This window comes from uncultured Pontibacter sp., from assembly GCF_947495565.1.
Lineage (GTDB): Bacteria > Bacteroidota > Bacteroidia > Cytophagales > Hymenobacteraceae > Pontibacter.
In genome coordinates this window covers 31,558-48,559 of sequence record NZ_CANLZM010000013.1, presented here as the reverse complement: position 1 = coordinate 48,559, position 17,002 = coordinate 31,558, and the positions used below count along the sequence as shown (strand labels likewise).

17 protein-coding genes are annotated in these 17,002 nt (G+C 47.8%); 2 read left to right on the top strand and 15 right to left on the bottom strand.

Features of this window, described 5'->3' with window-relative positions; genetic code table 11:
- Positions 1–2: 2 nt before the first annotated feature.
- Positions 3–1,616, bottom strand: a complete 1,614-nt coding sequence (locus Q1B04_RS15830; RefSeq protein ID WP_299760539.1) for a hypothetical protein — start codon at positions 1,614–1,616, stop codon at positions 3–5.
- A 189-nt stretch (positions 1,617–1,805) separates the two neighbouring features.
- On the opposite strand from Q1B04_RS15830, the gene Q1B04_RS15825 reads away from it, so the two are divergent.
- Entirely contained in the window at positions 1,806–2,672 is an 867-nt protein-coding gene (locus Q1B04_RS15825; protein ID WP_299760537.1) for an alpha/beta fold hydrolase, read from the top strand.
- A gap of 58 nt (positions 2,673–2,730) precedes the next feature.
- Here the strand turns inward: Q1B04_RS15825 and hisIE are convergent, their stop codons facing one another.
- From hisIE to Q1B04_RS15760, 13 genes are all read right to left on the bottom strand, one after another.
- Entirely contained in the window at positions 2,731–3,342 is a 612-nt protein-coding gene (gene hisIE, locus Q1B04_RS15820) for a bifunctional phosphoribosyl-AMP cyclohydrolase/phosphoribosyl-ATP diphosphatase HisIE (protein WP_299760535.1), read from the bottom strand.
- An 82-nt stretch (positions 3,343–3,424) separates the two neighbouring features.
- Positions 3,425–4,183: an imidazole glycerol phosphate synthase subunit HisF gene (hisF, locus tag Q1B04_RS15815; protein WP_299760533.1), complete on the bottom strand. Its 759-nt coding sequence runs from the start codon at positions 4,181–4,183 to the stop codon at positions 3,425–3,427.
- Positions 4,177–4,899 (bottom strand): 1-(5-phosphoribosyl)-5-[(5-phosphoribosylamino)methylideneamino]imidazole-4-carboxamide isomerase, encoded by a 723-nt coding sequence (hisA, locus tag Q1B04_RS15810; RefSeq protein WP_299760531.1) that lies wholly within the window; start codon positions 4,897–4,899, stop codon positions 4,177–4,179. The genes hisF and hisA overlap by 7 nt, the downstream gene beginning before the upstream one ends.
- Entirely contained in the window at positions 4,896–5,477 is a 582-nt protein-coding gene (hisH, locus tag Q1B04_RS15805; RefSeq protein WP_299760529.1) for an imidazole glycerol phosphate synthase subunit HisH, read from the bottom strand. The genes hisA and hisH overlap by 4 nt, the downstream gene beginning before the upstream one ends.
- A 347-nt stretch (positions 5,478–5,824) precedes the next feature.
- Positions 5,825–6,835, bottom strand: a complete 1,011-nt coding sequence (locus Q1B04_RS15800; RefSeq protein WP_299760527.1) for a bifunctional 3-deoxy-7-phosphoheptulonate synthase/chorismate mutase — start codon at positions 6,833–6,835, stop codon at positions 5,825–5,827.
- A gap of 1 nt (position 6,836) precedes the next feature.
- On the bottom strand, positions 6,837–7,613 hold the full coding sequence (trpA, locus tag Q1B04_RS15795) for a tryptophan synthase subunit alpha (RefSeq protein ID WP_299760525.1): 777 nt from the start codon (positions 7,611–7,613) through the stop codon (positions 6,837–6,839).
- A complete protein-coding gene (gene trpB / locus Q1B04_RS15790; protein WP_299760523.1) occupies positions 7,603–8,793 on the bottom strand; it encodes a tryptophan synthase subunit beta in 1,191 nt (396 codons plus the stop codon). Before trpB ends, trpA begins: the two co-directional genes overlap by 11 nt.
- 60 nt (positions 8,794–8,853) lie before the next feature.
- Positions 8,854–9,477, bottom strand: coding sequence for a phosphoribosylanthranilate isomerase (locus tag Q1B04_RS15785; protein ID WP_299760521.1), 624 nt, complete (start codon positions 9,475–9,477; stop codon positions 8,854–8,856).
- A complete protein-coding gene (gene trpC, locus Q1B04_RS15780) occupies positions 9,474–10,289 on the bottom strand; it encodes an indole-3-glycerol phosphate synthase TrpC (protein WP_299760519.1) in 816 nt (271 codons plus the stop codon). The genes Q1B04_RS15785 and trpC overlap by 4 nt, the downstream gene beginning before the upstream one ends.
- Before the next feature lie 51 nt (positions 10,290–10,340).
- The gene (trpD, locus tag Q1B04_RS15775; protein ID WP_299760517.1) at positions 10,341–11,348 is read right to left on the bottom strand and encodes an anthranilate phosphoribosyltransferase; all 1,008 of its coding nucleotides are present in this window, start codon (positions 11,346–11,348) and stop codon (positions 10,341–10,343) included.
- 44 nt (positions 11,349–11,392) lie between these two features.
- The gene (locus Q1B04_RS15770) at positions 11,393–11,956 is read right to left on the bottom strand and encodes an aminodeoxychorismate/anthranilate synthase component II (RefSeq protein WP_299760515.1); all 564 of its coding nucleotides are present in this window, start codon (positions 11,954–11,956) and stop codon (positions 11,393–11,395) included.
- A gap of 1 nt (position 11,957) precedes the next feature.
- A complete protein-coding gene (locus Q1B04_RS15765) occupies positions 11,958–13,370 on the bottom strand; it encodes an anthranilate synthase component I family protein (RefSeq protein WP_299760513.1) in 1,413 nt (470 codons plus the stop codon).
- Positions 13,371–13,643: 273 nt separating this feature from the next.
- On the bottom strand, positions 13,644–15,137 hold the full coding sequence (locus Q1B04_RS15760) for a M20/M25/M40 family metallo-hydrolase (protein ID WP_299760511.1): 1,494 nt from the start codon (positions 15,135–15,137) through the stop codon (positions 13,644–13,646).
- Positions 15,138–15,417: 280 nt separating this feature from the next.
- Between Q1B04_RS15760 and Q1B04_RS15755 the strand changes: the two genes are divergently transcribed.
- Positions 15,418–15,828 carry a hypothetical protein gene (locus tag Q1B04_RS15755; RefSeq protein WP_299760509.1) on the top strand — a complete coding sequence of 137 codons (411 nt, stop codon included), beginning with the start codon at positions 15,418–15,420 and terminating at the stop codon, positions 15,826–15,828.
- Positions 15,829–15,898: 70 nt separating this feature from the next.
- On the opposite strand, the gene hisB is transcribed toward Q1B04_RS15755, so the two are convergent.
- Entirely contained in the window at positions 15,899–17,002 is a 1,104-nt protein-coding gene (hisB, locus tag Q1B04_RS15750; protein WP_299760507.1) for a bifunctional histidinol-phosphatase/imidazoleglycerol-phosphate dehydratase HisB, read from the bottom strand.

Here is a 17,002-nt window from a genome sequence, read left to right as displayed (position 1 = left end):
ACTTAAATATTCCCTTTTGCCATACCTTTTAAGCCCATACTTGATAAGAAGCCGCTGCTAATACAGTCTTTCCAGTAACTCAGAAATGATCGTTGCGGGTCTCTATTAACCATAATGGTACCGATGCGGGGCTTCTCTCCCTCACTTGGGTTAGCATCTTTTATAGCGACAGTGTTGGCTAAAAACGACAGTACATTTTTGCCCAGCCCCTGCTCTCCACCTGAGCCTTTGGTTAATAAATCTATTTTAAGGTTGCTGTAAAGAAGCGTTAAATTTCCGTTTGCCTCCGAGTCATTCAGTTCTGCTTTGAAACTGCCACTTCGCACTTGTCCGCTTTCCATTCTTACAAAAGCGGTTGGTATAAGTATGGGGTTCAGCATTTGCAGGTTTGCTTCGCCGATAGTGCCTTCTAACGTATGGTATCCGTTCTTGTGCAGCAACGGAATACGTGCGGTCACTTCTAGCTTTGCTCTATCCATCACCATAGTACTAGCTTTGATAACGGCGGGCTTTTCCATACTTATCTGCTCGGGTATGTTTGAAATGTTAGTGGCAACAGCATTGAGCTTATGAAATGTAATATGGCCTCGCTCTGCTGCTTCAGGCACTAATTCAGCATACCTGGCATAGCCATTTTTCAACTCAAGAGAGTCTATCAGGAAAGGAGTTTTTATACTTTGCACCATCTCGTGCGGCATGGGCTTTTTCCCTTTTATGTTAAAATGCTGCTTATCTTTAAATGCGATAAGCGAAGGAGTCTGCACCAACACATACTTTATTCTGACCTCATTGCTGCGCGAGTGCTTCCCAAAATCCATGCCTTTACAAGCTACCTGTTCCACCTTCAGCTCCTGGTGCGTAACAGCTTCTCCCTTTGCTCTTGCCAATGCAGCCGGGCCTACCAGCGGGTTAAGCTGAATCTTCTTAACTATAATTTCACCTGTTACACTATTTACAAACAGCGAGTCAGTTGTTGCTTTGTACAAACCATCTGGCAGGAGAAATGAAGCATCGGTAGCCTGCACCTCATACTTTTGAGCGTAATAGGCCCTGTCCTTTGCATGAAAGGAAGCACTGTTCAACTTAAAATCAGTAACAGTAAGCAAAAAACGCTGTACAGAAAGCATTGTATCGGATTGAGCTCCGCTGCGGTAATGAAGGCTTGCCTGGTTAACATCTATTTTGCCGATAGCCAACCCGTTCATAAAGCCTTTCAATGTCTCGTGCAGCGGTTTATGTGTTGTAGTGGTATCCTGGCGCATCACTGTCATCACCATATTCGGCTGCTGCACAGCTAATTCATCCAGCACCACATCCTGGCTAAAAAGGACTTTGGCATAACTCAACCGCCGCATGCTAATTCCGTTTGTACGCAGGTCCAGCAATGTTCTGGGCACCTGCTGCCCCTTTCCGTTTAGCTCTTCCCATCTTTTATAATCAGGTGCCAGCGACAAACTATCCACGGAAAGACTGCCTAAGAAAGGCGATGTTTCCAGGCCATAAAGCTGCAACCTATACACTCCATTGGATTGTTTGGCGACCATATTTTCTATTTTACTCTCAAGCCAGAAAGTAAAGGCGAAGAGGCCCACGAAAAGCAGAAGTGCAACTCCCACAACCCATGCGGTAACTTTAAGCAACTTCTTTACTTTTATAGATCCTTGTTTTTGATTTTTCTGCATGTAAAAGTATCATTTAGCACTCCATACGTTAATTTCAAGGTATCGCTGTATAGCAGATCATAAATATTGCTTATAATGCGCTTAAACTTAGCAAGCTGTAATTCTAAAATTAAACTTCACGCTATGAATACACCCAAGTGGTTAGATCGCATCCTCTATCCTTTCGGCCATCATACTTTTGCGTTGCCCGAAGGTAATTTGCATTATGTGGATGAAGGTACAGGTGAGCCAATCGTTTTTGTACATGGTACGCCCACCTGGTCATTTGTGTGGCGGCAGCAGATTAAATCCCTCAGCCGGAACTACCGCTGCATTGCCCCCGACCATCTTGGGTTTGGCCTTTCTGATAAACCCCGCGATTTCTCTTATGCACCAGACGGACACGCTGATAACCTGGAACAGCTCATTCAGCACTTACAGCTAAAAAATATCACACTGGTTGTTCATGACTTTGGTGGGCCAATTGGTCTGCGCTATGCGTTACGTCACCCTGAAAACGTGAAGAACATCGTTATCTTAAACACGTGGATGTGGAGCCTGGAGGAGGAGAAAACGATGATGAAGATTAGCCGCTTTATGTCCGGAAGTATAGGCAGATTTCTCTACCTGCAATTGGGCTTCTCGGCAAAAGTTTTACTGCCACAAGGTTACCTGGAGCGCAAACACCTGACAAAAGATATAAAGCAGCATTATCAGAAGCCGCTTTCCTCCTCTGCCAACCGGCTGGGCACCTGGAACTTTGCTAAAGCTTTGCACCACGCTAACCCATACTTCGCGGAGCTGTGGGAGCAGCGGGCCAAGTTAAAAAGTATAAATAAACTGATTCTGTGGGGCGAGAAAGACAAACTGCTTCCGCTCCACTTTTTACAGCGATGGCAGCAAGAGTTTCCGGAGGCTAAAACAGTTAAGTATAAAGCCGGGCATTTTGTGCAGGAAGAGAGAGGTGGAGAAGTGGCAGATGCTATCAAAAGCTTTGTGCAAGCCAACTAAAAAGCAGCTGCAAGTATGGGTTTATACTTGCAGCTGCTTTACATAATCTCTTAACTGGCTACTTTTTCTGATGCCGCTCCTGTAGCACCGCTACCACGTCTTTTAGTTCAAGGCCAGTGGCTACCAGCAACACCAGCAAATGGTAAAGAAGATCTGCTGTCTCGCCTTTCATGGTCTCCAGTTCACCGGCCACCGCGTCTATCACTGTTTCCACGGCTTCCTCTCCTACTTTCTGGGCGATTTTGTTAACGCCTTTCTCAAACAGGAAATTGGTGTAAGAGCCATCAGCCGGGTTTGTCTTCCGCTGCTGAATTACGCCTTCCAACTGCGCTATAAACTGTATAGCGGCCACACGTTTCGCGGTTTCATCTTCACCAAAACAACTGGTGCTGCCGGTATGGCAAGTCGGTCCGTTTGGCTTTACTTTTATAAGCAGTGAATCCGCATCGCAGTCCCGGGCAATGCTGATGACCTCCAAGGTATTGCCGGATGTTTCACCTTTCGTCCAGAGGCGGTTTTTTGAACGGGAAAAGAAGGTAACAAGTCCCTCCTGGCGGGTTTTATCCAGTGCCTCCTGGTTCATGTAGCCAAGCATCAAGACATGCCCGGTTATATTGTCTTGTATCACGGCAGGAACTAAACCACCGGCTTTTTTAAAATCTAGATCCAAAGTTTTATAAGTTTGATAGTTAGAGGATTAAACATGCTTTACTTAAAGTATAAATAAAGCACATTTTAACACTCAAAAATAATTAAATGCGCACTGCTATGCCTTGCTGCTTCAGGTACTGCTTCAGGTCTGGTATACCTAACTCGCGGAAGTGAAAGAGGCTGGCAGCCAAGGCTGCATCAGCATTTGCCTTCTGAAAAGAATCCTTGAAGTGCTCCATACTACCGGCGCCTCCCGAGGCTATAACAGGAACTGAAATAGCATTGGCCACTTCCCCGGTTATATCAAGCGCGAACCCTGCTTTTGTGCCATCGTTGTTCATACTTGTAAGCAGAATCTCGCCGGCACCTAACGCTACAACTTGCTTGGCCCAATCCATAGTTTTATGAGCAGTTTCTACTGTTCCAGCGCGGGTGTATACTTTCCAGCCGGTTTCTTCTGTATACTTGGTATCGATGGCTACGGTAACACATTGGCTACCAAAATGTGTGGCCAGTTCGCTTACCAGTTCAGGGTTTTTGATGGCTGATGAGTTAATAGACACTTTATCAGCGCCATTTTGAAGCAGCACCTCCACATCGGCCACAGAGCCTATGCCCCCGCCAACTGTAAAAGGTATATCAATATGGCGAGCAATATCGCGTACCAGTTCCGCGAACGTTTTACGCCCTTCGTTTGTAGCTGTGATATCTAAAAAAACAAGCTCATCGGCTCCTTGCTGAGCATACCATTTAGCCAGCTCTACCGGGTCGCCTGCATCTCGAATATTTTCGAACTGCACCCCTTTTACGGTTCGGCCGTTCTTGATATCGAGGCAGGGTATAATGCGTTTTGTTAACATAAAAATCGCTCTAAATCTTTTAAACTGATGGTGCCTTCGTAAATAGCTTTACCAATTATGGCGCCCTTCACACCAATCTCCTGCAACTGCTCCAGGTCTTCTACTGTCGTCACGCCGCCGCTGGCTATAATGTCGGCATCTGGCAAAGTCAGCTTCAGGTGGCGGTACGTGTTCGTGGACGGCCCCTGTAGTTTACCGTCTTTGCTGACGTCGGTACAGATAAAAAGGCGCGCTCCGGTTTTTACATAGCCGGATATAAACTCTTGCAGCGGGTATTTGCTCTCTTCGGTCCATGCGCTTATTGCTATGTTAGTCCCTTTAAAATCAGCCCCAATAATAACATTCTCGGCTCCATACTTTAACAACCAACCCTTAACAGTTTCTGGTTCTCTTACGGCTATACTGCCAGCCGTTATCTGAGCGGCACCTGCTTCAAAAGCCTGCTGGATAGCGTCTTCGGATTGAATGCCACCACCAAAATCGATCTTTAAACTGGTGTTTGCGGCGATGCTTTCCAAAACAGCCAGGTTTACAGGCTTTTTAGCTCTGGCCCCGTCCAGGTCTACCAGGTGCAGGCGCTTTATGCCGTGGCTCTCAAAGCGTTTGGCTACTTCAAGCGGGTTGCTGTCGTAAGTGGTTTGCTGGGCAAAGTCCCCTTCGGTTAGGCGCACGCACTGGCCGCCGATTATGTCTATCGCTGGTATAATCTCCATCATATAGCTAAAAAGTTTTTCAGGATTTGTGAGCCGGCAGCACCGCTTTTTTCCGGGTGAAACTGCGCAGCGTAGAAGTTTTTATACTGCAGAGCCGCCGAAAACGGATCTGGATAAGCTGTTTGCGCAATGGTGTATTCGCTTAGCGGCACATAATAACTGTGCACATAATATACAAAGTCCTGCTCCTGCAGCCCGTCAAAAAGCGGCGACTGCAAGCGCTCCAGCTGGTTCCAGCCCATGTGCGGCACCTTAAGGTCTGTTTCAAAGTGCTTCACCGGCAGCGGAATAATGTTCAGCAAATCGGTGTCGCCTTCTTCCGAGTGCTGGCAAAGCAGCTGCATACCCAGGCATACGCCAAAAAAAGGCTGCCCCAGCGTCGGCAGCAGCTTATCCAGGTTGCGAGCCTTTAGCTGCGCCATAGCAGAGGCTGCCTGGCCTACGCCCGGAAAAATCACTTTGTCGGCAGCTTTAATGGTCTCAGCATCGGCGCTCAGTGTTGCCTGCACGCCTAAACGCTCCAATGCAAACTGCACCGACTGCACGTTACCTGCTTTATAATCAACTATAACTAAATTCATTTTAATTAATTTAGAATTGATAATTACGAATCAAAAATGAAGTACAACCGCAAATAGCAGATGGTTTATACTTGCTACATCATCACCTGCTTTAGGCAAACAAACTTGCCAAATTATAAACTCTGCTCATCCATACTTCATCCGGTAATCCTGATCCAGAGAAACAAAAAAGCCTGACTCGTTTCGGAGTCAGGCTTTTGAATATGTACAGTTTATACTACTGGCAAATCCATAGGCAAGCGGCTCCGAAACGTTTGCTTCGTGCATAATGATGATGCTTATGAGCCATTGTGCCATTCATGGTTGCAAATATAGTGCATCAGAAGTATAAACCAACTATTAAATCACTAGAAACTCTCTCTCAGGTCATAAGCCTGCCGCATGCGCAGGATCAGTTTGGCGGATTCCTGGAAATCCACGGTTTGCTGCGCATCCGAGAAAGCCTTCTCCGGTGTCTGGTGCGTTTCATAAATCACGCCGTCGGCACCTGCCATTACAGCGGCCAAAGACATGCTTTCCACATAATCCCGCAGGCCGATGCCGTGCGATGGATCCACAATAACCGGAAGGTGCGTTTTCTCCTTCAGCACCGGCACCGCGTTCAGGTCCAGCACATTTCGGTAAGCGCCTTCATAAGAACGGATGCCACGCTCACACAGCATAATTTTCTCATTGCCATGCGAGAAGATGTACTCAGCTGCCTGCAGCAGCTCCTCAATCGTGCCTGAAATACCCCGCTTCAGCAGAACCGGCTTCTGTGCCTCGCCCAGCGAATCGAGCAGGTTAAAGTTCTGGCTGTTTCGGGCACCAACCTGAAAAACATCCACATAATCGATCATCTCCTCGATCTGCGATACCTGCATCACCTCCGTAATTACCTTAATATCGTTTTCGCGGCAAATGCGGTGGAACATCTTCAGGCCGTCCATTCCCATACCCCGGAAAGCATACGGCGAACTGCGCGGCTTAAACACACCGCCACGCATAATTTTCACGTTATTCTGCTTCAGGTGCGCCACCACACTCTCTATCTGCGCCTCGCTCTCGATTGAGCAAGGGCCGGCCATAATACTGAAGCTGCCTTCTCCAACCACCACGCCGTCGCCTAAATCAATGCGGGTAGGCTGTACGCGCCATTTACGGGATATCAGTTTATACTCTTCCGATACACGGTGAATGTCTGCCACGCCTGGCAGTTGCCCGATATGGCGGATATCAAAATCCTTTTTCCCGATTGCTACCAGGTAGTGCGCTTCCTGAGTTTGAACTTCATTGGCTTTGTAGCCGATTTCCTTTACCTGCTTCAGGATGTTCTCCTTCAGCTCAGCCGGAATCCCTTGCTGCAGTTGTATAATCATATTAATTCTTGATGCTTTGGATAAATGTTGCGATGTTTTGCTGGAGGCTTCCCTCCTCTTGCAGCGCCTTTACAAAGGCACTGCCAATGATGGCGCCGCTGGCGTGGTTACAGGCTGAGGCAAAAGTTTCCTTGTCGTGGATGCCGAAACCGATTACGCCCGGGTTCTGCAGCTGCATACCTGCCACCCGCTGGAAATAAGCCTGGCTCTGCTCAGCCAAACCTAAGGTTTTACCTGTGGTAGAGGCCGAAGACACCATATAAATAAATCCGTTGGTATGGCTGTCGATCTCCCGGATTCGCTCCTCCGGTGTCTGAGGCGTTATCAGGAACACTTTGCTGAGGTTGTGCTTTTCGAACAGCTCCTTATACTCCTCCACATATTCACGCAGCGGCAGATCCGGAAGTATAATTCCATCTATGCCCACCTCGGCGGCTCTTTGGCAGAAACGCTCGACGCCATACTGCATAACTGGGTTCAGGTATCCCATCAGCACCAGCGGAATCTGCGTTTTCTTCCGGATGTCCTTTAACTGGTCAAAAAGCGTAGAAATGGTCATCCCGTTTCTTAACGCAACAGTACTGCTGGCCTGAATTGTAGGTCCGTCTGCCAGTGGGTCTGAGAACGGCATTCCTACCTCAATCAAGTCTACACCGTTTTTCTCCAGCTCCAGAATGATCGTTTCCGTGTCGTTTAAAGATGGGAAGCCTGCTGTAAAGTATACCGACAACAGTCCTTTCTGCTTCTGCTCAAACAGATGCTTAATTCTATTTCTCATCGAAGTGAAAGTGCTTAAGGTAGGTTGATAAATCTTTATCGCCGCGGCCGGAAAGGTTAATAATGATAATATCGGATGGTTTTGCCTGTAGCCTGTCTAATACCGAAAGGGCGTGTGCCGACTCAAGTGCAGGTATAATCCCCTCTAGCCTTGTAAGCTCCAGCACCGATTGCAGCGCCTCATCGTCAGTGGCGCTCATAAAGCGGGCACGCTGGCTTTCAAACAGGTGCGCGTGCAAAGGGCCTACGCCCGGGTAATCCAGTCCGGCAGAAATAGAGTATGGCTCTGTAACCTGGCCGTCCTCCGTCTGCATCAGCAAGGTGCGGCTGCCGTGAATTATACCGTCTTTGCCCAGCACCGATGTAGCCGCCGACTCACCGGAATCTATGCCTTTTCCGGCTGCCTCTACAGCTATTAATTCAACTGCAGGCTCATCCAGGTAATGGTAAAAAGCACCGGCCGCATTACTGCCGCCGCCTACGCAAGCCACCACATAAGTTGGCAGTTCTGTGCCTTCCTTCTCCAGCAACTGCGCACGCATCTCCTCAGAAATCACTGCCTGAAAACGCGCCACCATGTCCGGGTACGGGTGCGGACCAACTACAGACCCGATGATATAATACGTGTTTTCAGGATTGTTAATCCAGTCACGGATAGCCTCGTTAGTGGCATCTTTTAAAGTTTTACTTCCGCTGGTGGCTGGCACTACCTGCGCACCCAGCATTTTCATGCGGGCTACGTTCGGGGCTTGGCGCTCAATATCGACCTCCCCCATGTACACGATACACTCCAGGCCCATCAGCGCACAAACTGTGGCAGTGGCCACGCCGTGCTGCCCGGCTCCGGTCTCGGCGATAATGCGCTTTTTCCCCAAGCGCTTAGCCAGCAGTACCTGCCCGATGGTGTTGTTTATTTTGTGTGCCCCCGTGTGGTTCAGGTCTTCGCGCTTCAGGTATACTTTGGTGTTATACTTTTCAGAAAGGCGCGGTGCAAAGTATAAAGGCGTCGGGCGGCCAACATAATCTTTTAAAAGATGCTGCAGCTCCTCCTGAAAATCCGGCTCCTGCATAATGCGCAGGTAGTTCTGGCGCAGCTCCTCCACATTCGGGTACAGCATTTCAGGAACATAAGCTCCGCCAAATTTGCCGTAAAACCCTTTTTCGTTAACGTGATAGCTCATTATATTTCGAGACGTTAGTTCTTTTAACTTAGCACAAGCAGACGCTTACGCTCTAATTGTTTACTTTTTTCTGATCAACTCAAACAGCATTCTCAGCTCCTCGATTTTCTTCAGCCCCGGCTCTTGCTCAAATCCGCTGTTTACATCTAAACCGTAAGGCTGCGGACGGACTTTATCCAGATGCTGCATATTTTCGAGGTTAAGGCCGCCGCTCAGGAAGTATGGCTTCGGAGACAGATAACCTGTCAGAAGTTCCCAATCAAAGGGAATACCGTTGCCGCCATACTCTTTGCCACGGGTATCAAACAGAAAAAAGTCTGCTGAGTTTTCGTAAAGTAAAGTATTTTCAAAAACGAACTTGTCATCTACCGAAAACGCTTTTATCACCTCTACTCCGAGGTCCTTTACTTCAGCGCATAGTTTTGGCGTTTCCCGGCCATGCAACTGCACCGCATCGAGTTTATACTTTCCAACCACAGATTTAATAGTATCTATGGATTCCCCGACAAACACACCTGTCTTTTTTATACTTGCAGGCAACTCGGCCAGCAGCTCCGGCGAAATATGGCCTTCCGCAAAGCGCTTTGACTTTTCATAGAAGATAAAACCCATGTAATCAGGCTGCAGCGCCGCCACCTGCCTGATGTTTTCGGGGTTGCGCATACCGCATACTTTTACCTTCATGCCGGTACCTGCTGTTTCTCGAGCAGCTGTCTGTATTCTTTGATAAAGCTGGCGGCGGCATGCTCCGGCCGGCTGCTTTGCATGAACGTTTCGCCAATCAGAAAGCCGTTAAAGCCAGCCTCACGCAACTCCACAAGCGTTTTCGGGTTACTGATGCCGCTTTCTGAGATTTTAGTAACACCTGCCGGAATATTCTTTGCAATTTCAAACGATGCGTTTATATCCGTTACAAAGTCCTTCAGGTTGCGGTTGTTTACACCCACTACGTTCACATCGTCGCTCAGCGTCGCGTCCAGTTCTTCGCGGTCGCGCACTTCTAACAGCACCTCCAAACCAAACGAGCGGGCAAAACCTGCCAGTTCTTTTAAGCGGGCTGGTTCAAGGGCAGCAGCAATCAACAAAATAGCGTCTGCTCCGATAGATTTTGCCTCCACAATCTGGTACTCATCCACAGTAAAATCTTTTCGGAGAATCGGGCAGTAGTTATACTTACGGGCCGTGATCAGGTCTTCGTTTTTGCCGCCAAAGTATGGCCCGTCAGTTAAAATTGATAAAGCAGAGGCTCCGGCCTGCATATAGCCAATAGACGTCCGCTCCACCGAGACATAAGGATTGATGTCTCCTTTTGAAGGGGATTTACGCTTGATTTCTGCAATTATGCCGCTTTTGTCTGGCCTTAGCAGGTAACGCTCCAGCGAAATACAAGGTGTTTCAAAGTATAAGCTTTTCTCCAGCAGCTTCACCGGGTAAAGCTCTTTCCGCTCAGCTACTTCTTTGTATTTGTTGGCGATAATTTCGTCTAGTATGTTCATAGTAAAGTATACTTGATATTTAAAGTGATAATAGCCTTAACCGATAACCAGTTATACAGCAGCTAGTTTCCGGTCTTCTATTAATTTATTGAACAAGGTATAAGCCTTGCCCGATTCCAGTGTTTCTTTTGCTATAATTACAGCCTCCTGCAGCCCCAGCTCCGGACGGTCGCACTGCAATGCCATACCCGCATTAGCCGCTACCACAGCTGTTTGAGCCTCTGTTCCTTCGCCTTTAAGCACCGTAGTGAAAATTTCTGCTGCAGATGAGATACTTCCTCCCCCTTTGATCTGCTCTTGTTGAAGGCGCGGCAAACCTAGGGCAGCAGCGTCTAAAAGAGCTTCCTGGTTATCAGAAATAACCTTAAACGGACTTGTCAGAGAGATTTCATCGTAACCATCTAATGTGTGAAGTATGGTATAGCGGGTATCAGTTTGCTGGTATAGATAGCCATACATGCGTGCCAGCTCCAGGCTGAACACCCCCACAAGCTGACGCTTCGGAAAGGCAGGGTTTACCATTGGCCCCAGCATGTTAAAGAAAGTTTTCACGCCCAAATCTTTGCGGATCGGCCCTACGCTTTTCATGGCCGGGTGGAAAAGCGGCGCGTGCAAAAAGCAAATGTTATACTTCTCTATGCTTCGCTCAAGCGCATCCTTATCAGTGGTAAAATTAATACCAAGCGCCTCCAGCACGTTAGAGGAACCGCAGGAAGACGACACGCCATAGTTGCCATGCTTAGCCACTGCCACTCCATTAGCCGCTACCACAAAGGATGATAGTGTAGATATGTTAAAAGTGTCCTTTCCATCACCGCCGGTGCCGCAGAGGTCTATCGGGTTATAAGCGTCCAGGTCCACGCGGTGGCACAACGCCAGTAGCGCATCCCGGAAACCCTCCAGTTCATCCACGGTAATACTGCGCATCATAAACACAGTCAGGAAGCTGGAAATTTGGCTCTGGTTATACTTGCCTGCCGTAATATTCACCAGCACCTCCTGCGCCTGCGCTTTTGTCAGGGTTTTATGCTCGAATAAATGGTTTAATATCTCTTTCATGTTTCTTATAAGTATCAGCTAACACGACTCTTAATTTTGAACCCTTAACTTTCCAACCAGTTTTTGATCATCTCTTTGCCATGCTCTGTCAGCACAGATTCCGGGTGAAACTGCACGCCCCGTACTTTGTGCTCTTTATGGCGCATGGCCATGATGTGCCCCTCTTTGTCTACAGCAGTTGGCACCAAGCACTCCGGCAGCTCCTGCTCCACGAGCCAGGAATGATAACGGCCCGTCCCGAACTCTTTTGGCAGGTTTTTAAACAGCGGTTCCTCTTCACACACCACTTGCACCGGCGTAGATATCCCGTGCCATACTTCGTTGCTGTTAAATAACTTACCACCGTATACTTCACCTATTGCCTGATGCCCCAGGCATACTCCAAACAAATCTTTGCTGGAGCCATAGGTGCGAATGATATCTTTCAACATGCCGGCTTCATCCGGAATACCGGGCCCAGGCGAGAGCATGATCTTGTCATACTTGCCGACTTCTTCCAGCGTGGTTTTATCGTTGCGGCGCACTGTAACTGTGGCGCCAAGCTCCTGCAGCAGGTGCACCAGGTTATAAGTGAAAGAGTCGTAGTTGTCGATTACCAGAACGTTCATATCAGTTTATCTCTTGGGCTAGTTGAAGGGCGCGGCGAAGCGCCATTAATTTATTGTCCACCTCCTGCAGCTCGCTTTCCGGGTTGGAGGCGGCCACAATACCTGCACCTGCCTGGAAGTAAAGACTATAGTCTTTGCTCAGGAAAGAGCGGATCATGATGGCGCTGTTGAAATTGCCGTTGAAGTCGAGAAAGCCGATGCACCCGCCGTAGAAGGCGCGATTTGTCGTTTCGTAACGGTCTATGAGCTGCATGGCCATGTGCTTGGGTGCGCCGGAGAGCGTACCAGCCGGAAAAGTGCTTGCCACCATCTGCAGCGCATCTTCCTGGCTATGCAATGTGCCTGAAACCTTGGAAACCAGATGAATAACGTGCGAGTAAAACTGTATCTCCCTAAAAGTCTCCACCTGCACACTGTGTCCGTTGCGGCTTAGGTCGTTGCGGGCCAGATCCACGAGCATCACATGCTCAGCGTTTTCTTTTGGGTCAGCTAGCAGTTTTTCGGCCAGTGCAGCATCAGCGGCGTCATCTCCTGTTCTTTTAAAAGTGCCTGCAATCGGAAATATACTGGCTTTTTGATCCTTTATAACTAGCTGGGCCTCTGGGGAGGAGCCAAATATCTTAAAGCTTCCGTAGTCGAAGTAAAACAAGTATGGCGAGGGGTTGATTGAGCGAAGGGCCCGATAAACATTAAACTCATCTCCCTGAAAGCCCTGCGCAAAACGGCGGGAGAGCACCAGCTGAAACACATCCCCACGGTAGCAGTGCTGCTTGGCTTTGGCAATGTTCTCCAGAAAATCCTCCGCCGTGATGTTATGCTCTTCCTCTCCTGTTGTTTTAAAGGAATAACTCGGAATGTTACGGCTGTTCAGCAGCGCCTCCAGCTGTGCAATGCCCTCGTCGTCTCCCTGGTTATAGTTGTGTGCGAAGATATAAGCTTCGTTTGTAAAGTGGTTAATAGCGATTATGTGGCGGTAAACGGCGTAGTATAAATCCGGAATGTCCGCTCGGCCTTCGCGCATGGTGACGTTTATATCCTCGTAATAACGTACCGCATCGTAGCTCATGTAGCCGAACAAGCCATTGTGTATAAAGCTGAATTGCTTGTTTTCCTCCACCTCAAAACTCCTCGAAAACTCGCTTAGCCTTGCCGGTACATTTATCTCTTTGCTGATGTCTGTGGTTCGGACAGTGCCATCCGGAAAAGTCTCTGTCAGCACCTCGTTTTGGGCTTTTATACTTGCCATTGGGTTGCAGCAGATATAAGAGAAGCTGTTTTCGGCGCCATGGTAATCAGAGCTTTCCAGCAAAATGCTGTTCGGAAACTTATCGCGCAATTTCAGGTACACACTTACCGGCGTCAGCGTATCGGCTAGAAGCCGTTTATAAGTGGTGCTAATTTTATACTTGTTCATAGTCAGTTTGAGGTGATGGAAAACAAAAAAGGCCTGCAGTTCGAGGTGAACAGCAGGCCTTTGATACCTTTAGGATTTATGCTTTATATATTACTTCATACTTGGCATAGATGGGCTGTCCACGATACTTTCTGTAACGTGCCACCACCATGCCATATGAAGATTTTGAATCACTATGCTATATTTTTCAGTTTATTGCGGAAAGTGCTGAACTTTCTTGTAGGCAAAAGTAAAGATATATTTACTCTATCAAAATAATTTTGTTCATTAAATTTATTCGCCTCCTACTCCAAACGGGATTTTGCCTTCCTCCTGCTTCACAAACGGGTGCTGTGCCTCCAGTCCGCAGGTATTCTGAATCAGGGATTTATAGAAGCTGACACTGTTCTCCAACACGCTCACCGACAGCCGCTCATTTGAGTTATGAATAAGCTGTGCGCTTTCGCGGTTTACCACTTGCGGGGCAAACCTGAAGATATTATCGGTTAGGTTAGTATAATGTTTGGAGTCCGTAGCCCCCGGAAAAAGAGCCGGCACTACCATCACGTCAGAAAAAGTTTCCGTTATACTATACTTCAGCGCATTGTAAACCCAGGTATCGGTAGCTGTTACCGGCGAAGGAGGCGTGTAAACTCCGTACCGCTCAATTGATACGCGCTCATCGTTTACGGCTTTCGTAACATGATGGAGCACTGTTTGCTCATTCTCGCCATTTAAAATACGCACGTTAACCACAGCAGTAGCGCGCCGGGGCAGCACGTTATACTTCTCACCTCCCGATATAACCGTCGGCACCAGTTTAGTTCTGATCAATGCATCTGTCGCTCTATCCTCAGATAGCTTCTTGAAAATTTTGCCTTTGAATAAACCGTAATGCCGTAGCGCAAATTTATACTTGCCGCCCATCTTCTCTGCCAATGTCTCCAGCGTCTCTCGGGTAGTCGGGATCAAACGTGGCTCAAAAGGCGCATTGTGCAGGTTTTTCAGGGCATTGCTTAATATATCTATAGGAGTATCTTTGGGCGGAACGGAAGAATGGCCGCCTGCCCCGTTTACAGTCAGCAGCAGGTTAAGATTGCCTTTTGCGGCCGTGCCCACCAATGCAAGCGGTTCTTTAACGCCCGGGATTATGCCTTCCGCTATAGCCAGCCCTTCGTCAAAAACGGCCTCAAGCTGCACCCCCTGCTGCTGTAAATGCTTGCTAATCATCCCGGCACCGGCATAGCCTCCTACCTCTTCGTCATGGCCAAAGGCAAGGATCATTGTACGGCTTGGCGTGTAGCCGATTTCCAGCAGGTGCTCCACCGCTTCCAGAATGGCCACTACTCTGTATTTATCGTCCATGGTGCCCCGGCCCCAGATATACCCGTCTTTTATTTTGCCGCTAAACGGCGCGGCCAGCCATGTACCTTCTGAACCTGTCTCCACAGGCACCACATCAAAGTGCGCGCTAAAAAGTACTGGCTTTAATTCTTGGTTCTGCCCCTGCCAAGTATAAAGTAAGCTGTAATCATTAATCACCTCTACTTGCAGTTGTTCATGCGCCAGCGGAAAAGCTTCTGCCAGATAAACATGGAGCTTCTTAAACTCTTCGTACTTGAAATCACTGGTCTCTACTGCAGAAACTGTTTTGAAGCCGACAACCGCAGCAAGTTTTTCAGCGGTTGTTATTTGAGAGGTTAAAGCCGTGCTATCGCTCGTAGAAATAGCTGCTGTTGCTGCAGGAAAAGTTAAAAAGTAGGTTATAAATAAAAATATATACTTCATAAGTGCTGATGCCTGTTAAGATAGACTCATCTTAAAAGCATCTTGAATTTTGAAAATCCGAGGAAATAATTGGCTATGATAGAATAATCTTAAATTACTGATCATCATTATTATTAATAATGTACGTTTAATAAATGTCCCGGTTAAAGTATAAAGTTAGATACACCGCCTGTAGGTGATCTTTATCTGTTAAGGCAAAAGGAAATGAGTATTTACTTGAATTCCTTGGCTTAAGCTGCTTACCTTTGCAACCCCTTTTGCCACAACGCTTACTTGAGTTATGATCCGATCACGTACAGAGCTTCTTTACAGAGACAACACCATAGCCATAGAATTTGACCCCTTGGAAGAGTGGATTTATGTCAATTGGCGCGGTTATCAGAACTACGAATCGGTGGTGGCTGGTTGTGAGAAAATGCTTGAGCTGATGCAGGAGAAAGCCTGTTACCGCATACTCAACGATAATACCTTTGTGGAAGGGCAATGGTCAGCTGCGGCTAAATGGGGAGCTGACGTGTGGTTACCGGCCATGTTTGCAGCAGGCCTTACTTACTTTGCCTGGATATACTCCCCCAGCACTTTAAGCCGACTCTCCACAGACAAAACACTAAAGCTTGCGGATTTCCCGGATGGCATAAAGGTTTTTGACGATATTATTCAAGCTAAAGACTGGCTCCGGTCTCAGATTTAAATCCCGATAGCTAAAACAGAAAGAGGCGCTCATAAAGTATGAGCGCCTCTTTCTGTTACTGGACAGCCTATTACAGTATACCTTTTGTGCTCGGTATAGTGTTATCATGAAGGTCACGCTCTATGGCCATACGTAAAGCCCGCGCAAAGCCTTTGAAAATAGCTTCTATCTTATGGTGCTCGTTGTCACCTTCCACTTTAATGTTCAGGTTGGCTTTAGCCGTATCTGAGAAGGATTTAAAGAAGTGAAAGAACATTTCTGTCGGCATATCCCCTACTTTCTCGCGCTTGAAGTCTGCCTGCCACACCGTCCAAGGCCGGCCACTGAAATCAATAGCAACCTGCGCCAGCGTCTCATCCATGGGTAACAGGAAGAAGCCGTAACGGCTAATACCACGTTTGTCACCCAAGGCCTGCAGAAAAGCGTCGCCCAGTGCAAGTCCGGTATCTTCTATAGTATGGTGCTCATCTATGTGAAGGTCGCCTTTCACTTTGATGCTAAGATCGATTTTAGCGTGCTTGCCGACTTGCTCCAGCATATGGTCAAAGAAGCCGATGCCTGTGCTGATGCTCATTTTTCCGGAGCCATCCAGGTTCAGCTCTACCTGAATGTCAGTTTCTGAAGTGCTTCGGCGTATACTTGCCGTGCGACCGGTGCGCTGTTGCTTCAGAAAAGTATAAATATCATCCCAGCTGTTCGTGCTGAGCGAGGCACCTTCTGCTGCTGCTTCCCCGATAAAGATAGCTTTTGCCCCCAGGTTCTGCGCCAGCTTTACATCCGTCTGCCTGTCACCGATAACGAAGCTGTTGGCCAGGTCATACTCTCCTGCCAGGTAGTTCTTCATCATACCTATTCCCGGCTTCCGGGTTTCCAGCCCCTCGTGCTCAAAGCTGCGGTCTATTAGAATCTCGTCAAACGTTATTCCTTCGCTCTCCAGCACCTCCAGCATTTTGTTCTGGTAAGGCCAGAAAGTATGCTCCGGGTAGGAATCTGTCCCCAACCCGTCCTGGTTGGTAACCATTACAAATTCATAATCCAACTCCTTGAAAATACGCGCCAGGTTGGTGATGGACTTAGGTATGAAAGCGAACTTCTCAAACGAGTCTACCTGGTAATCCGATTTAGGTTCCACTAATATGGTGCCGTCACGGTCTATAAAAAGTGCTTTTTTCAT